The sequence below is a fragment of the Legionella sp. PATHC039 genome (assembly GCF_026191275.1).
Classification (GTDB): Bacteria; Pseudomonadota; Gammaproteobacteria; order Legionellales; family Legionellaceae; genus Legionella; species Legionella pneumophila.
Genome location: NZ_JAPHOP010000001.1, coordinates 1,054,604 through 1,073,993 on the forward strand (window position 1 = coordinate 1,054,604; position 19,390 = coordinate 1,073,993).

Genomic DNA, 19,390 nt, shown 5'->3' on the forward strand with positions numbered 1-19,390 from the left:
TTGAGGTCATACCTTAATTATCGATAGGGTTTAATGATACTAAGCATTATTTTCCAGAGTAAGGAAAGTATTTAATCTCCAATTCAAATATGAAAATCACATTAAGACTATGTTATTGAAATGTCATGCTTGCGAAAAGCCTCCTCAATAGAGAAATTTAATTCACTTTTGACTGTCGATTTTTTATTTACATCTTTAATCATGCACCAAAGTTGAAAAGTTAATGCACTGTCGGCAAAACTGGTAAATAACACAACAGGTTTGTTTCTACCACTTTTTACAACATCATCATGCTTATTAGCGATCTCCAAAAGGATGTCTTTAACAAGATTCAGGTTTGTCCCAAAAGCCACGCTAACCTCACAATTAACACGCCAATAATTATCTGTCAGCATATAATTGACAACACGGCGTGTAATTAAATCAGAGTTTGGAATAATAATATCCTCATTTACCGGGGTGAGAATTTGTGTTGATCTGACTCTGATTTTTTTTACAAATCCTTCAACACCATCGATATTAATTCGATCTCCAGGTCTTATTGGTTTCTCAATAAGCAAAATTATACCTGATACAAAATTATTAACTATGCTTTGCAGTCCAAGACCAATTCCTACAGAAAGTGCTCCAGCGATAATGGCAAGTCCAGTAAAATTAAAGCCCGCGACGAGTAAGCCTGAAATAACAGCAATACTGAATCCAACATAAGTCAAAATGGAAGCAATAGCTACCTGAGTTTCTTCTTCGTTTTCGAACTGTTGGTGACGACTGATTGAAGTTGAAATGGCGCGAGACACCAAATATAAAAAACAAAAAATTATGATCCCGAAGAGAATGCGCGTTGGATAAATTGTAATATTTGCCAGAGTAAAACCATACAATAATTTCTTATAAACAGTATCAATAAAATCAGTAGCAAACCCCCAGGATATCCCTATCAAATAGACACTTAGGAGTACAATAACAAGTTTTAAGGTAAGTTTAAGAATATAAAACTCAGTAAGCATCTGATCCTTTTTATATCCGAATATTCGTATAACATTCAATTTACCTTGTGAGTAACTTAATGAAGCATAAAATTTATTAATACTCTGTCCTATTAAAATAGTGATATACAAGATAAAAAAGGTGAAAATACCAGATAGAGTAAGCTGCATGGCTAAAGTATAAAAGCCATTAATATTCAGAATTGCGCACCCTGAAAGCAGTGCAAAAATAAAGTACCGAATAAAATTATAATGTCTTTTTACAAAAGAAATATGCAGATGAGAACGGCAGAAATAGTGAGTAAAATAAGCGGTTGTACCAAGCAATAAAAAAAGAAAGATGGAGCGAGTTAACTCCACAATAATCTTATTGACTTCCCAAATATCAAATAATCTCTGTTCTGATAATGCGAGGAAATAAAATGCAACAATCACAATGCTTAGTATTTCAAAAAATTCACTATCCATAGCATACCAGTCAAAAAAAGCTTTGATTTTTTTGACTTTGAATAAACAAACAATGAATAATGTGCCGCAAAGAAACCAAAAAAGCTCCTTTATTAAAAGGAATTGAGAATTGATTAGCTGCTCTTCACCAGTAAATAGGGAAATGTAGCCATAAAATGAACCCGTCATCATAAACAAAGCCAAAAGTGTAATATGAGACCAGCGAATTTTTTTTAATTTCACATAACGGCGTATAACATTGGATTGCCGTAATTTTGACAAGATCAGGATAGAGATAAAAAAGCTCCCTGCAACAATACAAAACCATAGATATACAGGCAAATCCTGAAGTAAAAATTTCTCTTTAGTGTGATTTATCCATTTGGTATTATCAGATGAATTAATAATTTTACTTGCTAATTGCCATAATGGTAAAGTACGCGCCAAAGTCTTTTCTTGCCTTAATTGCAAAATAGCACTTTTATAAGCTTCTATTGCTTCCTGAGCTCGAATTGAGAATAATCGACATTGAGATTGTAACTCAGCTAACTGATGCTTTTGATTATTCAGATAGACTAAATCAGCTCCTTTATCATTCCCTGTAGAGGTAGCTTGTTTGATTAATACATCCACTCCATTTATTTTTTTCTGTATATCAGCTATACATTCATCGGATTGCGCAGACAGTTCACTGAGAGTTTCTACTGCCTTATTCAGGTTATTTAAACTTAGATTTTGTACTGACAACTGGAGATTGATTTGATCAAATTGCTTATTTGCATTTTTGACATCAAAAATTGCAGGCAAAGTGGTATCCCCCAAAGTTGGGGAAATGCTAAAAAAGAAAAGCAAAATCATGACAAAAATTCTCATGGCCATTCTCTTCCTTGCCAGTTAACAAAATATCAACTCTACTTGCTTATGGATTGAATCTCAAGATGGAAATTTAAAATATCACCACGATGAAATTTTTCGCATTTAATTTTATATAGAAAAGACAGATAGTTGTAGTAATATTGTTTGTTGTTAGGCCTCGTTATTTACGAAGCCCAACATAAATTAAAATCATGCTTGTTGCAAAGATTCAATAACGGCACCTAAGAATCGAGTGGCCTCGCCTCCGGTAATGGCTCTATGATCAAAGCTCAAGGATAAAGGAAGCATTTTGTGGGCTTCAATTTTATCCTCATCATTAATTACGGCAGCTTTATAAAGTCTTCCAACCGCTAAAATCGCTACCATTGGAGGAACAATTATTGGACTGGCAAAACGTCCTGAAAATTTTCCAAAATTAGACAGCGTAATTGTCGCCCCTTTTAGCTTGTCTGCACTAACCGCCCGATTACGAACTGATTCTTTGAATTCATCAATTATTTTTCTTAATTCACTGTCGGAATATTTTTCTGCATCATGGATAACAGGAACAAATAAACCTTCCTCATTGTCCATGGCAATGCCAAGATGCACTTCTTTAAAACATCTACGTGCGGCATGTTTGGTATCAAACCAGGCATTAAGAGCAGGTTCCTTTTTTGACGCATGGATAATAGCCCGGATTAAACGAACAGTAATGTCTGTGTTGGGTTTCCAAATATGGATATCTGCTTCATCAAAAATACTGACTGGAACTATTTCTGCATGAGATTGTACCATGCTATTAAGCATGGCTCGCCTAACACCTCGCAAGGGCTCAAACCCGGCAGGTGGTTGTGAATTGATATTGGCCTGATTTTGAACATCTTCTCGAGTAATAACACCATTGTCACCACTACCTTTTAAAGAGCTTAAATCAACTCCTAATTTTTTTGCCAACATTCTTACAGCAGGTGTTGTCTTAACGCGGTGAGAAGAACGCTGATTTCCAATAATAAAATTATCTTCTGACACATCAGTACTTTCCTCCAGATTACCAACAACTGTACCTTTATCTGCAGGTTTTTCGGTAGTTGAAACAAACGCTACAAGAGGTTCTCCAGTTTTGATAACGTCACCTGGTTTGCCATAAAGTTTTGCAATAGTGCCTGATTGAGGGCAGGGTACGTCAACAACTGCTTTTGCCGTTTCCATAGAAACTAAAGGTTGATCTGCTTTAACTGTGTCGCCTTCCTTAACAAACCATTCATGAATTTCAGCGTCAGGTAAACCTTCACCTAAATCGGGTAGATTAAAAATATTCATTATTACTCCATTATACTCATAACAGTGTTTTTAATACGTGCAATGCTAGGTATGTACTGTTTTTCAAGTTGGAAATAAGGCATAACCGTATCATATCCCGTAACTCTTTGCACAGGAGCTAGCAAATCTGCCATACAATGTTCCATAATTTGAGCCGATATTTCAGCACCCACTCCACAGGTTTTTGCTCCTTCATGCACTATGACGCAACGTCCTGTTTTTTCTACAGAACTTAAAATAGTTTCTATATCCAGAGGCTTAATTGTTGCTATATCAATAACATCGCAGGAAATACCTTCATCAGTTAATTGTTTGGCTGCCTGCAAGGTTTCATGCATACTGGCTCCCCAGCTAATTAATGTCAGATCATCTCCCTGTTGCAGGGTAAAACATTTACCTAACGGTAAGGCTTGTCCATCATCTGGAACAGGTTGTTTGACCAATCGATAAATTCGTTTTGGTTCAAGAAATATAACGGGATCGGGGTTACGTATAGCTGCCAACAACAGGCCATAGGCGCGTTTTGGAGAAGAGGGAATAACCACTTGCAAACCCGGAATATGAGCAAATAATGCTTCTGTACTTTCAGAATGATGCTCCGGTGCTCTGATTCCACCTCCAAACGGAGCACGATAAACCAAAGGGCAATGTAAGCGGCCTCTGGTTCTGTTACGCATACGCGCTGCATGAGATATGATCTGATTCATGGCTGGATAAATAAACCCCATGAATTGAAATTCAGCAACAGGTTTTAAGCCTTGAATAGACATTCCTACAGCAAGGCCTGCTATCATCGATTCTGCTAATGGAGTATCAAAAACTCTATTTTCTCCGAATCTGTCTTGTAAACCTACAGTAGCTCGAAATACTCCACCATTTTTACCAACATCCTCGCCAAAGACTACTACATTTTCATCATGAGCTAACTCATACGCCAAAGCCTGAGTAACAGCTTCAACTAAAGTAATATCAGGCATGAGAATACTCCTCCATGGCTATTGCACGTTGTTCAATTAAATATTCTGGTAATTCTGCATAATGATAATCAAAAATGCTGCTAACAGGCTGAGGTTTGGTGTTCAAATATTCCTCTACTGCTTTTTCCACCGTTTCACTGCATTCTATAACCAGCTTTTCTTCATCCTGAGATGTCCAAATATTTTGTTGCATTAAATAGTGTTTAAAACGAACAATAGGCTCTTTAGCTTTTGCCTCCTCTACTTCATGAGAAGGCTGATAGCGTGTTGCATCATCAGCCGTTGTATGGTCGCACAAGCGATAGGTTAAGGCTTCGATTAGAGTAGGTCCACCACCTTGACGAGCCTTTTCAATAGCATCCCCTATAACCTGTCTTGCAGCAAAAATATCATTACCGTCTATTTGAACGCCAGAAAAACCAGCAGCAATCGCTTTTTGGGCTATTGTTTGTGAGCCAGTTTGTTTCTCTATAGGCACAGAAATCGCCCATTTGTTATTATTTACTACGAAGACCACTGGTAATTTCCATGCTCCAGCCACATTCATGGCTTCGTAAAAATCACCTTCTGAAGTGCCTCCTTCTCCAATACAAACCACAGCTACTCTTGGTTGGTTTCTGTATTTGAAGGCAAATGCGACTCCTGCGGCATGCAAACATTGAGATGCAATTGGGACACAAATAGGCAAATCTTCGGCATTATTAGAATAATGACTTCCTCGCTCATCCCCTCCCCAAAAGGCGAGTATCTCTGACATTTTAACGCCTCTCTGAAATTGAGCAGCATAATCTCTGTAATAAGGGACAAGTACATCTTCAGGTTTAAGAGCATGCCCAATTGCAGTCGAAATAGCTTCCTGGCCATTAATTGGCGCATAGGTTCCCATTTTCCCTGTTCTTTGTAATGCAATTGCTTTTTTATCAAAAGTACGGGTGAGTACCATGATTTTATACAATTGTTTAAGTATGGATTGATTATCTGCGAATGGAGGTAATTCAGCGACCAATTTACCTTGTTCATTCAGGTATTGTGTGTATGTTATTTCAAATTGAGCAACAGTTGTCATTACATGGCTCCTTGTCAACAACGCGTTGGCATAGGATACTCACAAATTAATTTAAAAACCAGTAAATTAATAGGAACCCAAGATAAAAATATACGTTTTTTATTGATAAGTTAGGTTAAAATGACCAAATGTAAAACACTGCATTTTTTTCACTGCACATCCTTATCTTGAGGTGATAATTTGATTGATAGTACTCTTATTACACTTGACTACCATGATTTTTCATCTGAATCCTTTGAAAAATTCAGTCGTTTACCTGGATTTGTCCTGCTTCAGAGTACGGACAAATCGATGGGGCGTTATGATATTTTAAGTGCTTATCCATATGAGAGGATGGTTATTAAGAACAACATACATGATAAAAATTTAGTATTAACAGAATTAAAAAATAAACTAAAAATAGAGCAGTCAGAACTTGATCTTCCTTTTCAAGGCGGGGCCATAGGCTATGTTTCTTACGATTTTGGTGCACTATTACATAATCATGAACAACATCCCCAAAAAGATCTGGCGCATATGCCTGTTTTAAACTTCGGATTTTATGATTGGGCTATCATAGTGGATCACCGTTTAAAAAAGGCCACTTTATTTGCAAGAAACAGTCATTCTTCAACGAAAAGCGTTGTAGATGAAATAAAGAATATATTGAATAATCAACCCGCAAAATCGGTACAATTTTCAGTTCAAGCTGAATTTTTGCCTTTAATATCAAAAGAGAACTACAGGAGCTCATTCAATGCCATTCAACAAGCCCTGAGAGCAGGGCGCTCTTATCAGGTTAATTTCACTCAACCGTTTCAGACTAAATTCACTGGAGACCCCTGGTATATGTATCAAAGGGTTAACAGAAACAACTTTGTCCCCTATGCTGCTTTTATTAGAACTGAGGAATCTGACATATTAAGCTTTTCTCCTGAGCGATTTTTACTTTATGACAACGGTGAGATGTTAACTTCACCCATAAAAGGCACCATCCACCGATCGAAAGATCCTGTTGTAGATAAAAAATTAAAAGAACAGTTATTGAAATGCCCTAAAAACAAAGCTGAAAATGTCATGATTGTCGATTTGCTAAGAAACGATCTGGGGAAACTTGCCAAGGCTGGCAGTGTAAAAGTAATGAATCTTTGTCAAATCCAGAGTTTCAATTCAGTCCATCATTTGGTTTCAGACATAAGAGCTCTTTGCAAAGAGGATATTCATCCAATTGAAATATTTTTCTCCTGTTTTCCAGGTGGTTCAATTACCGGGGCGCCTAAATTAGAGACGATGAAAATTATCAGTGAACAGGAAACCTATAAAAGAGGAGTCTATTGTGGTTGCATAGCCTATTTTTCACGACATGGCCGTTTCGATGCCAATATCGCGATACGTACGGTGACAGCCAAGGATAATGTTTTGTATTTGGCAGCAGGAGGGGGAATAGTTATTGACTCCGATTGGGAAGATGAATATCGTGAATGTTTCACAAAAATTACTGCAATTATCAATGGAATCAAATAATACCCAACAGTCAATCAAAACACATTCATCAGTTATCGTTTTATATGATCTTTCGAAAGACTCGTTAATTCTCACCAAGCGAAGTCAGATGCTTAATAAACACCCAGGAGAAGTGTGCTTTCCTGGTGGATTTCAAGAAATAAATGATCAAGATCTATATAGCACTGCATTGAGAGAACTTAATGAAGAGTTAGGTGTTACATCAGACAGAATAACTCTGATCAGAAAATTAAGCATTGAGAAGACTTTACTGGGTTTAGTCATTCACCCTTGGTACGCCAGTATTGATTCTATATTTCCTTACACTATGAATCCACAAGAGGTTAGTAAATTAATTCTTGTGCCTATGCCTTTAGTAAAAAATCAGAAAAATTATAAAGAAATTAGAATTGAGAAAGAGGGAAAACACATTGTCACATGCCAATTTATTGCTAATGAAGAATTAATATGGGGTGCTACAGCAAGAATTATGAGGCAATTAGCTTCTCAATATTAAGTATGATACCAGGATGATAAAAGGCATTTCTTTAAATGCCTTTAACTGATTATTAAACCAAATGAAAGAAATCGTATGCTACAAATTGTACAAATCAAATTTTTTGTACCATGATTATGTTTAAACAAACTTCCTAAATTACAGGATATAGTTTATGAAGTTACTACAACTTCTCTTATTTATTATTATTTCCTCTAATTCTTATTCATTAAATTTAACAATTGGTACTTCAAAATTTAATCCGCCCTTTGAAGTTTGGTCTGGTAACAACAGTTCATTGTATGGCTTTGATATTGACCTTATGCAAGAAATATGCAGAAGATTACATGCGACCTGTACTTTTAAAGCCTATATATTCGATGATTTATTTCCCGCGTTAAAAAACCGCGAAGTCGATCTGGTTATTGCCTCAATGATTATTACAGATGAAAGAAAGAAACACTTTATTTTTAGTCTTCCCTATATGGAAAGTAACTCACAATATATAACTACCGTCGATTCTAAAATCAGCACATTTGATGATTTGCACGGCCAAAAAATCGGAGTAAGAAAAGGAACCCCTTATGCAAGGCAAGTTTTATCAGAAAACCGCAACAATCAGGTAATTTTTTATGAGCTCATACAAGATATGCTTCTTGGCTTGAGTAATAATGAAGTTGATGCCAGTTTAATGGACTATGAAGCAGCAAAATATTGGATGGTATCTGAACCCTATGCTTATAAACTAATTGGTAAGAAAATTTCTATCGGAGAAGGATATTCTGTTATGGCAAACCCTGATCAATTTGTATTAATTAAAAAAATAAATAAAATTCTTCTTGAAATGGAAGCTGATGGAACTTATCTGAGACTATATCTAGAGTACTTTTAGAAGAGGAGTATTAAGGACAAATAGCGCCCAAAATACTCCAATGATACCTAAACAGGCTCCATTGTTTTTTTATTGACCGAGCATTTTTGTTCATTTTCTTGGTCTTTTAAAGCACGACGTAAAATCTTGCCCACATTTGTTTTAGGAAGTTCGTCAAAGAATTCGACAACTTTGGGGATTTTATAAGCGGTCAAATGCTCCTTGCAATGATTGATAATTTGTTCAGCCGTCAATGTACTATCTTTTCTTACAATACAGGCTTTAACCCGTTCACCAGATTCTTCATCAACAATACCTACAACGCCTACTTCTAATACACCGGGATGCATTCCTATTATTTGTTCTACCTCATTTGGATAAACGTTGAATCCTGAAACAACAATCATGTCCTTTTTTCTATCGACCAGGTAGATAAAGCCTTCTTCATCCATACGTGCAATATCGCCAGTTTTTAAGAAACCGTCTTTAGTAAATACCAAGGCTGTCTCATCAGGCCTTTTCCAATAACCAGGCATCACTTGTGGTCCTTTAATGCACAACTCCCCACTTGTACCAATAGGCACTTCTTTCCCGGATTCATCACGAATAGATACATCAGTTGAGGGGAGAGGTAAACCAATACTGCCATTATAGCCTTCAAGATACATCGGATTTATAGTCACAGCAGGGCTAGTCTCGGTTAATCCATAAGCTTCCAAAACACGTGTTTTAGTCATTTCAGACCATTTTAAGGACACACTCTTTTGCAATGCCATACCGCCTGATAATGCCAGTTTTAATTTGCTGAAATCAACTTCTTTGAATTTAGGATGGTTTAGCAATCCATTGAATAGAGTATTTACTCCCGTTATTGCTGTAAAGCCCGAATTTTTGATTTGATCTATAAAGTGTCCCATATCACGTGGATTGGTGATCAGAATATTTTTCGCGCCAATTTTCATAAAAGTGAGGCAATTGGCGGTCAAGGAAAAAATATGGTACAAAGGAAGTGCAGTTACTATAACATCTTGATCGCTGACTCCCAGAGGAGATATCCAGGTGTATGCTTGCATCACATTGGCTATAAGATTGCCATGAGTCAAAATAGCGCCTTTTGCAACACCAGTAGTACCGCCAGTATATTGTAGAAACGCAATATCATCATGATTCAGTTCAACTCGATGGAGCGGTGCCTGTTTCCCTTCAGATAAAGCATAGTTAAAAGCCACGGCGCGAGGAATTGTGAAGGCAGGAACTAATTTTTTTATATGATTCACTACAAAATTAACAATGAATCTCTTGAATGAAGGAAATAAATCTCCCAATTGCGTAACAATCACATGCTTAACGGAAGGCATTGACGGCAATGCTTTTTCAATCGTTTTTGCAAAATTAGCCAGCACGATAATGACCTCTGCCCCCGAGTCATTCATTTGGTGTATTACTTCATCCGCTGTGTATAAAGGGTTAGTGTTTACCACGACATAACCTGCACGTAACACACCAAAGATGGCTACAGGATATTGTAAAACGTTAGGCAGCATTATTGCTACTCTTGCCCCTTTTTCCAAATTCAATTGCTGCAGATAAGCAGCGAAATTTCTGCTTAAACTGTCCAGTTCAGCATAAGTAATTTCCGTACCTAAATTGGAATAGGCAGCTCTGCTAGCATAAGAGTTACATGATTCAGTAAATAAAGATATGAGGGATAAATATTGACTTGCGTCAATTTCATGTGGTACTCCATTTTGGTATTGTTCAAACCATCGTTTATCCACTTTGATATCCTTCTGTTATTGTTTTCCTCATGATAGTATAAACAAAAAACTCTCTAATGGATATCATGCTAATGGGTGAAAATATAACTAATACACAAGCATTTAAGCTTAAGGGAAGGTTGTATACTTTAACCGTTTTGCAAGTTTTGAACACTGATAAAGATGCTTTTTCTCAACAATTTGCTGAAATTGTTGTTAGAGCACCTAAATTATTTGAAAGAACCCCCGTTGTTTTTGATTTGTCTTCTGTCAATCATCTCGAATTTGATTTACAGGAATTATGTCAAATTGCACGTAATCATGGTATGTTCCCTTTGGCAATTCAAGGCGGTAGTCCTTTACATGATACTCTGGCTCAATGTCAGGGTTTGGGCATACTCAATGCTTCAACAGCACATGATAAGCCAATAATCGAAGAATCCTCAGAATGTCAAAGTATAGAGAATTTCAAAACAAAATTACTAACGACACCAGTGCGTTCAGGCCAACAAGTCGTTGCCAAGGGAGCTGATTTGATAGTGACTTCTTCAGTTAGCCATGGGGCAGAATTATTAGCCGATGGAAATATTCATGTGTATGGAACATTACGTGGCAGAGCATTAGCAGGAATATCCGGGGATAGCGAGGCAAGAATTTTTTGCCAGTCTTTGGATGCTGAATTAGTATCTATAGCGGGTTTCTATCGAATAAGTGATGCTATTCAACCAGTTAATGGGCCTTGTCAGATCTACTTGGCAAATGAACATATCGTTGTTGAACCATTATGATTGATTCCGTTTTTATATCCGATTTACATCTGCATCCCGAAGATAATGAAATTCAAAGCAGATTTGATCATTTTGTAAATTGGGCTCGACTATCTGTAAAAAGGATATACATACTAGGTGATTTTTTTCATGCCTGGTCAGGTGATGATTCAATTAACGCATGGAGTACTGCTATTGCAGAACAAATAGAATCATTGACTCAAAGTGGCATTGAAATTTATTTTATGACTGGAAATCGTGATTTTTTACTTGGCTCATTATTTGCCAAGCGAACGGGTTGGAAAATATTAACAGAGCCAACCGTTATTACACTTGGAAATCACAAGATCTTGCTGGTTCATGGCGATCGTTATTGTACTAATGACAGATCACATCAACGATTCCGATTGTTAACGAGAAACAGGTGGTTCTCATTTCTTTTTTTAAGACTTCCTTTATCATTTCGCAAACGATTGGTTAACGGAGTTCGCAAGATCAGTCTAAAGAATCACCATAAATCAATCGAACAGATGGATATTGTTACAAAGGCTGCAATTCGACATATGTCTGAAAATAATACAGAAATACTGATTCATGGACACACACATAAACCTGGCATAACAAATTACACTTATGAAGAAAAAATACTGACAAGGTATGTTCTAAGTGATTGGGATGACATACCCAAACTATTGTGTTATGATAATACAAAAGGATTCTATTTCACCCAATATGATATAAATTGAGGAGTTACCCAATGTCTAAACCATCAAATAAAATGAAAGAGGAACTCGAACAAATTCGAAAAACTGAAATAGAAAATGCTATAGCAAAAGAGCGCGAAGATTTACTGGCCCAAAGAAACCGAGAACGCGCTGAGGCCGATGACAACCTAAAAAAAGGCCGATATATCAAAGATCCTCGTACAGGCCAATCAATAACTCTCTGGGAAAGTGCAGTGCAAAAAGCAGAGGAAGTTTTGAATGCCGATTTAAATTCTTATATGGATGCTCGTGCTGCGATCATGAGTTTATTAAAAATGTATTATGAAATGGTCAAGGCAAATGCTCAGACTATGAAGGAATTTCGCGCAGGAATTGGTAACACGATTATGGATTGGGGTGTCTTTCCCATTAAAGATTATATTGGGAAAAAACTCACGGGAAATCCTGAAATTGATTTACCAATTTTGCAACATGAAGTGAGTTACACTGATGACAATAAGTTGAAAATTGAACCTCTGACTCGCTCAGACAAACGTGAGGAAAAGGGGCAACTTGATAAATTATTTGAGGGTATGATCCACATGTGGCTAAAGAATAATGATTATACCCCTGACCGTGATAATCCTGGTCAATTTGTTAATTCTCACGGTGAAACCTTAGACAAAGCAACGTTTGATAAATTAAAAAAAGACGATCAGCATGGACTTAATCACTTTTTAACGGAATATGATCCTGATTTGCAATTCAGACCAAGCAGACCTTGATTAAGCAAGAGAAATATTGGGTTACACTAGCCTGTATATAATACTTATGGGCTAGTGCTGAAAAATCTGTTGACTCTGCTTTTAAGGCATCAAGCCGGAGGCAAGCCACTATGAAAGCGAAATGCCACATCGTCTGATAAGATAAACGCATTTTCTATAGTTAAAAACTCCGAAATACGATCATCAACAGAACCGCCATAGAACTTGGCCAAATGCAAATACTCTTCAAAATGCCTGCATTCTGATTTAAACAATGTTTTATAAAACCTGGCCAAGTCCTGATCTTCAATATATGGAATTATTGAGCTAAAACGCTCACACGATCGAGCCTCAATGATAGCACCTATAATTAATTGATCGCATAGTCTCTCAATTCCATCTTTATTTGTAACGTGCTTATGCAAATTGGATGCATAGTCTGATGGCTGCAAGGGAGAATAAACAATTCCCTTTTGCTTCATGATATCAATGACTTTTTCAAAGTGCAGTAATTCTTCTCTTGCCAATGGCGCCATAATTGCTACTAATTCTGCTTTTTCTGGATATTTGCTTATGAAATTAATTGCTGTTCCGGCTGCTTTACGTTCACAATGAGCATGATCAAGCAATAAAAGAGGTATATTGGCAGCTGCATGGTTTAACCAGGCTTCCGGGGTTTTAATTTTTAAAAAATCATTTAACGTTTGTAAATCACTATCTAATCGTTTTAACATGATAATATACACTATAATTTCAAGTAAATAGCCCTTATATCACATACTTTAAAGAATTTAAATTGGATAAAAAATGGACGAGATCAAAAAAGATGATGAATTGAGTCAATGGCTTTCTACCTATGGAACAATCACCGCTGAACGTATATTAGGTAGATACAACATATCACTGCCACAAGATGAAATACTAGAAGCGATTAACATTCCATCTAGTTTCTATAAACATTTGTTACAGATTCCCTTAAAAAACGTACTTAATGGAATTGTAATTCAACAGGCAAGTGATTACCATGTCTATGCACAGAAACTGTTAATTGATTATTTGTTATCTGGTGAAAGCAGCAAAGAGCCTGACTCACAGGGGGCCGGAACTCGCGAATCACTTGAGGATGAAAGACAGAGATTAGTTCAGTTAGGGGATGAGTTTCATAAATTGGAGTTAGAGCAGGATAATCTCATTGCATCAAGCCAATCCAGCTTAATGAAAACAAGCATTGACTGGAATACAAAACTGGAAACAACTCTTTCTAAATTAAATAACTTATACAAAAATACAAATTCTAAAATTAAGAAAAATGCAATTAGAAAAGCGTTAATGAAGGCCTTTATTCATTGTGATCTGGTCAAGGATCAATCACAAAAAAACAAGCACCAGCTAATTGATAAATTAAATCAAACATTAGCTGTTTCTGTAGGTACTGAATTAAAAGAGTCTATCCTGACCAATCTGGGTGAACTTTTCCAAATCCTAGGCGCTTTGAATACAAAACTTGATGAATTTACTGATCGGACTAATCACCTAAGCCAACAGGCTAAATCATTCAGAACCCAATTCTATGAGGTAATTCTTCGCATCATTGAGTTAATTAAACTATTACCCGAATATAAAATTGACCCTGAACAAGATGCGATTAATCGAGAACAATTATATTTTGATAGAACGATTGGAGAACGCTAACGCAAAAACCCCTATTTTCTCTAAAATCATACGATAACTATTAACTGAATGGTTGAATGCATGAATTTTTATTAGGCAGACCACTATGAATTCATGTATAATAACGCACTTTAAATTAATCTCATTGGAGTGCATGATGGCAAAAGAATTAACATTATCTATTATTAAACCTGATGCTGTAGCAAAGTCTGTGATAGGTGAAATATATACCCGCTTTGAAAAAGCAGGCTTGGATATTGTTGCCGCTAAAATGACACAACTTTCACGCGAACAAGCCGAGAGCTTTTATGATATTCATCGCGCGCGACCATTCTTTAAGGATCTGGTGGATTTTATGATTTCTGGTCCTGTAATGATCCAAGTATTAAAAGGTGACAATGCTGTCGCTAAAAACAGAGAAATTATGGGCGCGACAAATCCCAAAGAAGCAGCACCTGGAACTATACGTGCTGATTTTGCTGATAGTATTGATGCAAATGCTGTGCATGGTTCTGACAGCCTTGAAAATGCTGCTCGTGAAATAGCATTTTTCTTTGAACCACATGAGTTGTGCAATAGATAAAGGCAGGCTTGGGAGCGGTAATGGACCAACAAAAAGTGAATCTATTAAATTATAATTACTCGCAGCTACGAGAATTATTGATAGCGTGGGATGAAAAACCTTTCAGAGCTCAACAGCTATTTCAATGGATTCATCAAGTTGGCATACGTGACTTTGCTCAGATGACTAATTTAGGGAAAGTTTTAAGAAATAAACTTTCCCAATTAGCTTGTATAGATTTACCAGAAATCGTTGCATGTCAAAAATCAGCTGATGGCACACATAAGTGGCTATTAAAGCTGGAATGTGGGAATTGTATTGAAACAGTGTTCATTCCGGAAGCAAATCGAGGGACACTTTGTGTGTCATCACAAGTAGGTTGTGCTTTAAATTGTTCTTTTTGCTCCACAGCAAAGCAAGGATTCAATAGAAATTTATCAACAGCTGAAATAATTGGTCAAGTATGGTTGGCAGCACGCGAACTATCAGATAATAATGGTACTCACGATAAAAAAATAACTAACGTCGTGATGATGGGAATGGGTGAACCGTTACTTAATTTCGATAATGTTGTTTCTGCTATGAACATCATGATGGATGATCTAGCCTATGGACTATCCAAAAGACGGGTTACATTAAGTACTTCAGGTGTTTTACCGGAAATGGAACGACTCAGAGAAGTCAGTCCTGTCGCGTTGGCAGTATCCTTACATGCACCAACAGATGAACTACGAAACGAGCTGGTACCAATTAATAAAAAATATCCTCTCTCTCAATTAATATCCCTGTGTAAACGATATTTTAAAGACGAACCAAGAAGAAAAGTTACTTTTGAATACGTCATGCTAAAAGGAGTTAATGATCAACCTGAACACGCTAGTCAATTAATTAAACTTTTGCATAATGTGCCTGCAAAAGTTAATTTAATTCCTTTTAACCCATTTCCTTTAACTCAATATCAGAGATCATCCCGGGAAACAATTGATGCCTTTCGAGATAAATTAATGAAACATGGTATTAATACTATTACTCGCAAAACTCGTGGAGATGATATTGATGCAGCATGCGGCCAACTTGCTGGCGAGGTAAAAGATAAAACGAGCAGATCACAACGATGGCAAAAACTTCATTTCATGAGCAAAACAGACAAATCAACTGAATTGACCATTTCTTCGGAAGAAATTGCATAACACAGTCTTGTATAATAAATGAGAACCAATTAAGAATTTTCTCCAATATTCCTGGTTGGAGATTATGTATAATAAAGGTGTTTTCACCTGCAGACTCACATTAAATAGTGACAAATCATTTTTAATTTGGACTTAAGTGGTTATAATGCGAAATCATTTCTAACGTAAAGTGATTAATCGTGCTAAAAAGCATAAGGTACTTATTAATTATAATAATTTGTTTATTTGTTGGAGCTTGTCAGCATACACAAGATAACGAAGAGCCTAATACCATTAGAAAAGTAAACCTTAGCAAAGCGGCTTCTTTTAATGTGCAATTAGGGTTGGGATATTTGAAGCAAGGCGACAGACCTAGAGCAAAAAAGAAGCTGCTAACCGCCTTGGAACAGCAACCAGATTCAGCGGATGTTAATGCAGCATTAGCCTATTATTTTGAACAAACCAAAGAATTGGAGCAAGCGAAAAAATTCTATCATAAAGCAATAACCCTATCGCAAAATGGTGGTGCACAATTGAATAATTACGGTGCTTTTCTATGTCGACAGGGGGATTATAAAAATGCTGAAACTTACTTCCTGAAGGCCGTTAAAGATCAAAACTATGTGCATACCTCAGGCGCTTATGAAAATGCTGGATTATGTGCTATGGCTATACCTGATCATGATAAAGCCATTTTATATTTTACGAAGGCCTTAAATCAGGATCCATCGAGAAAAGAATCACTATATGAATTAGTAAAATTACAAAGTAAAATAGGACATGACAAAGAAGCCCTCGAACTGCTTCAAAAACATGCTGATTTAGTATTAAATGATAAGGTAATGCTTGCATTAGCGAAAGACATAGCAAATAGAACAGGCCAATATACTCTTGCAGCAGAATATGAAAATAGCTTCAATAAACTGGAGCAAACTAATAATATTAGTGGAGTAAACGATGAATACAATAGCAGCAATGGATGAGACAAGAAATAATGAATTTACCAATCCCGGCTACGAGCTGGCGGCTCTTCGCCAGCAAAAAGGTTATTCAATCGAGTATGTTGCGAGCAAACTTCATTTACGAGCTCGTATTATAGAGCTCATTGAAGCAGGAGATTTTGATTTATTGCCTCAGCCAGTTTTTGTAAAAGGGTACTTGCGCGCCTATTCAAAATTATTAGGAGTTTCACCTGAACCTTTTTTAACCGTTTTTAATGCACAATATTGTTTTGAAAAAAAACCGGAAAGAGCAGCCCTATGGCAAAGTAAAAAAGAGTCTCATAAAGCAGAACATTTTATAAAATGGTTCACCATTTTATTTGCGATTGGAGTTATAGTCGCAGTTGGGATATGGTGGCAAAAAAACAAGGATAGCCAGTCAATAGATACCCCAAAAGAGAGTTCATCTGGGTTATCAATCAGTGAAACCAGTTCGGAAATTAAATTGACCGATTTATCAAAAATGGAATCGTTATTAACGCCCAATAATACACAAATGACGCCTTTGGAGAAAAATGGTGGTTGATAGAATTCAAGCTATCCGAGGAATGAATGATGTATTGCCTGATAGTACCTCGGTATGGCGCTTTATAGAACAGACTTTTATAAATTGCCTCGTACGATATGGATATAAGGAAATTCGTTTTCCAATTGTTGAAAATACACAGCTATTTAAACGTACAATTGGTGAAATAACAGATATCGTTGAAAAAGAAATGTACACATTCAACGATTTGAATGGTGAAAGCATAACCCTCAGGCCAGAAGGAACAGCTGGCTGTGTTCGTGCCTGTATAGAACATGGTTTATTGCATAATCAACAACAAAAATTATGGTACTTAGGCCCTATGTTTCGTCATGAACGTCCTCAGAAGGGTAGATACCGTCAATTTAACCAATTTGGTGTTGAGGCGCTAGGAATTACTGGCACTGCCATTGAGCTTGAGCTGATCTCAATTTGCCGCAGATTATGGACCGACCTGGGTTTTTCTAAGTCAGTTCAATTACAAGTTAATTCATTAGGTGAAATAAATGAACGTCAGAAATATCGCTCTATCTTGGTAGAGTATCTACGCGATCATTTTCATATACTTGATGAAGACAGTAAGAGGCGATTGGATAAAAACCCTTTGAGAGTTCTTGATAGTAAAAACCCTGACCTTCAACAGCTCATTCAAAATGCCCCTAAGTTAATTGATGTTCTTGGTGATGATAGCAGAGAGCACTTTCAATCGTTCTGCAACGGATTGGAAACACTTGGTATTCCTTATTCCATCAACCCTGTATTGGTAAGAGGATTAGATTATTATGGCCAAACGGTGTTTGAATGGGTAACAGACCAATTAGGAAGTCAAGCTACAATATGTGCAGGAGGCAGATATGATATGTTGGTGGAGTTCCTTGGCGGAGCACCCACACCTGCATTTGGGTTTGCTTTAGGATTAGAAAGAATATTTCTTTTAATGGAAACTTTAAACTTGTTGAATGAAAGTAACAACAAGCAATCAATATTTATCATTGCTACTAATGAAGAGGCCATATTGAAAGCGCTTGTTATGGCAGAGTCAATTCGAAATGCTCATCCATCTCTTGATGTCATTACCAATACAGCAGGCGGTGGTTTTAAAAGCCAATTTAAAAAGGCCGATAAAAGCGGGGCTCGTATGGCTTTGATTCTTGGGGAAGATGAAATAGCCAGGGAATATGTAAGCATTAAAGATTTGAGAACTGAAATAGAACAAACATCAATACCAATAACCAAAATAAATGAATTTTTACAAAATTATCTAGCTTAAGGGCAGGAGAATATTATATGTCTGTTTACATGACGGAAGAAGAACAATTAGAGATTATAAAAAAATGGTGGAAGCGATATGGCAATATGATAACTATTTTTTTATCAATAGTGCTCCTGATTATTGCAGGGTACAGATATATGAATTGGCACAATGACAAGATAAAACAACAAGCATCTATTGCCTACGAAAATATGATGATTGCATTTTCCAATCAAAATATAAAGTCTGTTCGTTCCTATGCCAATGAATTAATTAAGAATTATAACCATACTGTTTATGCTGATATAGCTCATATGACACTTGCAAAAATCTACGTAAGTAAAAATAAACTTGAGCAAGCAAGAAATGAATTAAAGGCTGTTGCATCGGAAAGCCAAATGACACCGCTAAGACAAATTGCTAAAATCCGCATTGCACGTTTACTGGCGGCAGATAAAGCTTATACCAATGCATTAAATGAATTAAGTGCTGTTGAGGACGAAGCCTACTTGCCAGTAATTAACGAACTGAAAGGGGATATTTACAGCGCCAAAGGCCAATATCAGGACGCGATGAATGCCTACCGACTTGCAATAGATGAAGTAAGAACAAATGGAATGGGTAATTTATTTTTAGAAATGAAAACAAATGAGTTAGCAATTAAGACTCAATCTATGATTACTGATGATAAAAAGGTAAAAGCAGCTTAATTTT

The 19,390-nt window shown here is 36.5% G+C and carries 19 protein-coding genes; 13 read left to right on the forward strand and 6 right to left on the reverse strand.

The window, feature by feature from the left end; all coding sequences use genetic code 11:
* Nucleotides 1-107: 107 nt before the first annotated feature.
* From OQI99_RS04755 to pdhA, 4 genes are all read right to left on the reverse strand, one after another.
* Nucleotides 108-2,312: a mechanosensitive ion channel family protein gene (locus tag OQI99_RS04755; protein ID WP_265731411.1), complete on the reverse strand. Its 2,205-nt coding sequence runs from the start codon at nt 2,310-2,312 to the stop codon at nt 108-110.
* Between the two features lie 186 nt (nt 2,313-2,498).
* Nucleotides 2,499-3,611 (reverse strand): dihydrolipoamide acetyltransferase family protein, encoded by a 1,113-nt coding sequence (locus tag OQI99_RS04760; RefSeq protein WP_265731412.1) that lies wholly within the window; start codon nt 3,609-3,611, stop codon nt 2,499-2,501.
* 2 nt (nt 3,612-3,613) lie between these two features.
* Nucleotides 3,614-4,588, reverse strand: coding sequence for an alpha-ketoacid dehydrogenase subunit beta (locus OQI99_RS04765; RefSeq protein WP_265731413.1), 975 nt, complete (start codon nt 4,586-4,588; stop codon nt 3,614-3,616).
* Nucleotides 4,581-5,654, reverse strand: coding sequence for a pyruvate dehydrogenase (acetyl-transferring) E1 component subunit alpha (gene pdhA / locus OQI99_RS04770; protein WP_265731414.1), 1,074 nt, complete (start codon nt 5,652-5,654; stop codon nt 4,581-4,583). Before pdhA ends, OQI99_RS04765 begins: the two co-directional genes overlap by 8 nt.
* Before the next feature lie 180 nt (nt 5,655-5,834).
* Between pdhA and pabB the strand changes: the two genes are divergently transcribed.
* From pabB to OQI99_RS04785, 3 genes are all read left to right on the forward strand, one after another.
* Nucleotides 5,835-7,157 carry an aminodeoxychorismate synthase component I gene (pabB, locus tag OQI99_RS04775; RefSeq protein WP_265731415.1) on the forward strand — a complete coding sequence of 441 codons (1,323 nt, stop codon included), beginning with the start codon at nt 5,835-5,837 and terminating at the stop codon, nt 7,155-7,157.
* Complete coding sequence (locus tag OQI99_RS04780) at nt 7,144-7,653, forward strand: NUDIX hydrolase (RefSeq protein WP_265731416.1); 510 nt, start codon at nt 7,144-7,146, stop codon at nt 7,651-7,653. Before pabB ends, OQI99_RS04780 begins: the two co-directional genes overlap by 14 nt.
* 154 nt (nt 7,654-7,807) lie before the next feature.
* Entirely contained in the window at nt 7,808-8,524 is a 717-nt protein-coding gene (locus tag OQI99_RS04785) for a transporter substrate-binding domain-containing protein (protein WP_265731417.1), read from the forward strand.
* 47 nt (nt 8,525-8,571) lie between these two features.
* Here the strand turns inward: OQI99_RS04785 and OQI99_RS04790 are convergent, their stop codons facing one another.
* Complete coding sequence (locus OQI99_RS04790; RefSeq protein ID WP_265731418.1) at nt 8,572-10,281, reverse strand: AMP-binding protein; 1,710 nt, start codon at nt 10,279-10,281, stop codon at nt 8,572-8,574.
* Between the two features lie 71 nt (nt 10,282-10,352).
* On the opposite strand from OQI99_RS04790, the gene minC reads away from it, so the two are divergent.
* From minC to ravY, 3 genes are read left to right on the forward strand one after another with little or no spacing between them, the layout of a single operon-like run.
* Nucleotides 10,353-11,048, forward strand: coding sequence for a septum site-determining protein MinC (minC, locus tag OQI99_RS04795; RefSeq protein ID WP_265731419.1), 696 nt, complete (start codon nt 10,353-10,355; stop codon nt 11,046-11,048).
* Nucleotides 11,045-11,773, forward strand: a complete 729-nt coding sequence (locus OQI99_RS04800) for a UDP-2,3-diacylglucosamine diphosphatase (protein ID WP_061514432.1) — start codon at nt 11,045-11,047, stop codon at nt 11,771-11,773. The genes minC and OQI99_RS04800 overlap by 4 nt, the downstream gene beginning before the upstream one ends.
* Entirely contained in the window at nt 11,770-12,516 is a 747-nt protein-coding gene (gene ravY / locus OQI99_RS04805) for a Dot/Icm T4SS effector RavY (RefSeq protein WP_265731420.1), read from the forward strand. The genes OQI99_RS04800 and ravY overlap by 4 nt, the downstream gene beginning before the upstream one ends.
* 89 nt (nt 12,517-12,605) lie before the next feature.
* On the opposite strand, the gene OQI99_RS04810 is transcribed toward ravY, so the two are convergent.
* On the reverse strand, nt 12,606-13,229 hold the full coding sequence (locus OQI99_RS04810; RefSeq protein ID WP_265731421.1) for a tRNA-(ms[2]io[6]A)-hydroxylase: 624 nt from the start codon (nt 13,227-13,229) through the stop codon (nt 12,606-12,608).
* Between the two features lie 73 nt (nt 13,230-13,302).
* Here OQI99_RS04810 and dotZ point away from each other — a divergent pair, with 73 nt between their 5' ends.
* From dotZ to OQI99_RS04845, 7 genes are all read left to right on the forward strand, one after another.
* Entirely contained in the window at nt 13,303-14,187 is an 885-nt protein-coding gene (gene dotZ, locus OQI99_RS04815) for a type 4 secretion system coupling complex assembly protein DotZ (RefSeq protein ID WP_061514434.1), read from the forward strand.
* A 136-nt stretch (nt 14,188-14,323) separates the two neighbouring features.
* Nucleotides 14,324-14,749 carry a nucleoside-diphosphate kinase gene (gene ndk, locus OQI99_RS04820; protein ID WP_027225798.1) on the forward strand — a complete coding sequence of 142 codons (426 nt, stop codon included), beginning with the start codon at nt 14,324-14,326 and terminating at the stop codon, nt 14,747-14,749.
* A gap of 20 nt (nt 14,750-14,769) precedes the next feature.
* A complete protein-coding gene (locus tag OQI99_RS04825; RefSeq protein ID WP_015444483.1) occupies nt 14,770-15,918 on the forward strand; it encodes a bifunctional tRNA (adenosine(37)-C2)-methyltransferase TrmG/ribosomal RNA large subunit methyltransferase RlmN in 1,149 nt (382 codons plus the stop codon).
* A 179-nt stretch (nt 15,919-16,097) separates the two neighbouring features.
* Nucleotides 16,098-16,880, forward strand: a complete 783-nt coding sequence (gene pilW / locus OQI99_RS04830) for a type IV pilus biogenesis/stability protein PilW (RefSeq protein ID WP_014843863.1) — start codon at nt 16,098-16,100, stop codon at nt 16,878-16,880.
* Nucleotides 16,855-17,424, forward strand: coding sequence for a helix-turn-helix domain-containing protein (locus tag OQI99_RS04835; RefSeq protein WP_265731422.1), 570 nt, complete (start codon nt 16,855-16,857; stop codon nt 17,422-17,424). The genes pilW and OQI99_RS04835 overlap by 26 nt, the downstream gene beginning before the upstream one ends.
* Nucleotides 17,414-18,694 carry a histidine--tRNA ligase gene (gene hisS, locus OQI99_RS04840; protein ID WP_080447569.1) on the forward strand — a complete coding sequence of 427 codons (1,281 nt, stop codon included), beginning with the start codon at nt 17,414-17,416 and terminating at the stop codon, nt 18,692-18,694. The genes OQI99_RS04835 and hisS overlap by 11 nt, the downstream gene beginning before the upstream one ends.
* Before the next feature lie 17 nt (nt 18,695-18,711).
* Complete coding sequence (locus OQI99_RS04845) at nt 18,712-19,386, forward strand: YfgM family protein (RefSeq protein WP_011213823.1); 675 nt, start codon at nt 18,712-18,714, stop codon at nt 19,384-19,386.
* Nucleotides 19,387-19,390 lie beyond the last annotated feature (4 nt).

What these genes read in the sequence shown, in the direction of transcription:
- OQI99_RS04755 (WP_265731411.1), bottom strand. Translation starts at nt 2,312, where the DNA reads ATGGCCATGAGAATTTTTGTCATGATTTTGCTTTTCTTTTTTAGCATT.
- OQI99_RS04760 (WP_265731412.1), bottom strand. Translation starts at nt 3,611, where the DNA reads ATGAATATTTTTAATCTACCCGATTTAGGTGAAGGTTTACCTGACGCT.
- OQI99_RS04765 (WP_265731413.1), bottom strand. Translation starts at nt 4,588, where the DNA reads ATGCCTGATATTACTTTAGTTGAAGCTGTTACTCAGGCTTTGGCGTAT.
- pdhA (WP_265731414.1), bottom strand. Translation starts at nt 5,654, where the DNA reads ATGACAACTGTTGCTCAATTTGAAATAACATACACACAATACCTGAAT.
- OQI99_RS04780 (WP_265731416.1), top strand. Translation starts at nt 7,144, where the DNA reads ATGGAATCAAATAATACCCAACAGTCAATCAAAACACATTCATCAGTT.
- OQI99_RS04785 (WP_265731417.1), top strand. Translation starts at nt 7,808, where the DNA reads ATGAAGTTACTACAACTTCTCTTATTTATTATTATTTCCTCTAATTCT.
- minC (WP_265731419.1), top strand. Translation starts at nt 10,353, where the DNA reads ATGGGTGAAAATATAACTAATACACAAGCATTTAAGCTTAAGGGAAGG.
- OQI99_RS04800 (WP_061514432.1), top strand. Translation starts at nt 11,045, where the DNA reads ATGATTGATTCCGTTTTTATATCCGATTTACATCTGCATCCCGAAGAT.
- OQI99_RS04810 (WP_265731421.1), bottom strand. Translation starts at nt 13,229, where the DNA reads ATGTTAAAACGATTAGATAGTGATTTACAAACGTTAAATGATTTTTTA.
- dotZ (WP_061514434.1), top strand. Translation starts at nt 13,303, where the DNA reads ATGGACGAGATCAAAAAAGATGATGAATTGAGTCAATGGCTTTCTACC.
- ndk (WP_027225798.1), top strand. Translation starts at nt 14,324, where the DNA reads ATGGCAAAAGAATTAACATTATCTATTATTAAACCTGATGCTGTAGCA.
- OQI99_RS04825 (WP_015444483.1), top strand. Translation starts at nt 14,770, where the DNA reads ATGGACCAACAAAAAGTGAATCTATTAAATTATAATTACTCGCAGCTA.
- OQI99_RS04835 (WP_265731422.1), top strand. Translation starts at nt 16,855, where the DNA reads ATGAATACAATAGCAGCAATGGATGAGACAAGAAATAATGAATTTACC.
- hisS (WP_080447569.1), top strand. Translation starts at nt 17,414, where the DNA reads ATGGTGGTTGATAGAATTCAAGCTATCCGAGGAATGAATGATGTATTG.
- OQI99_RS04845 (WP_011213823.1), top strand. Translation starts at nt 18,712, where the DNA reads ATGTCTGTTTACATGACGGAAGAAGAACAATTAGAGATTATAAAAAAA.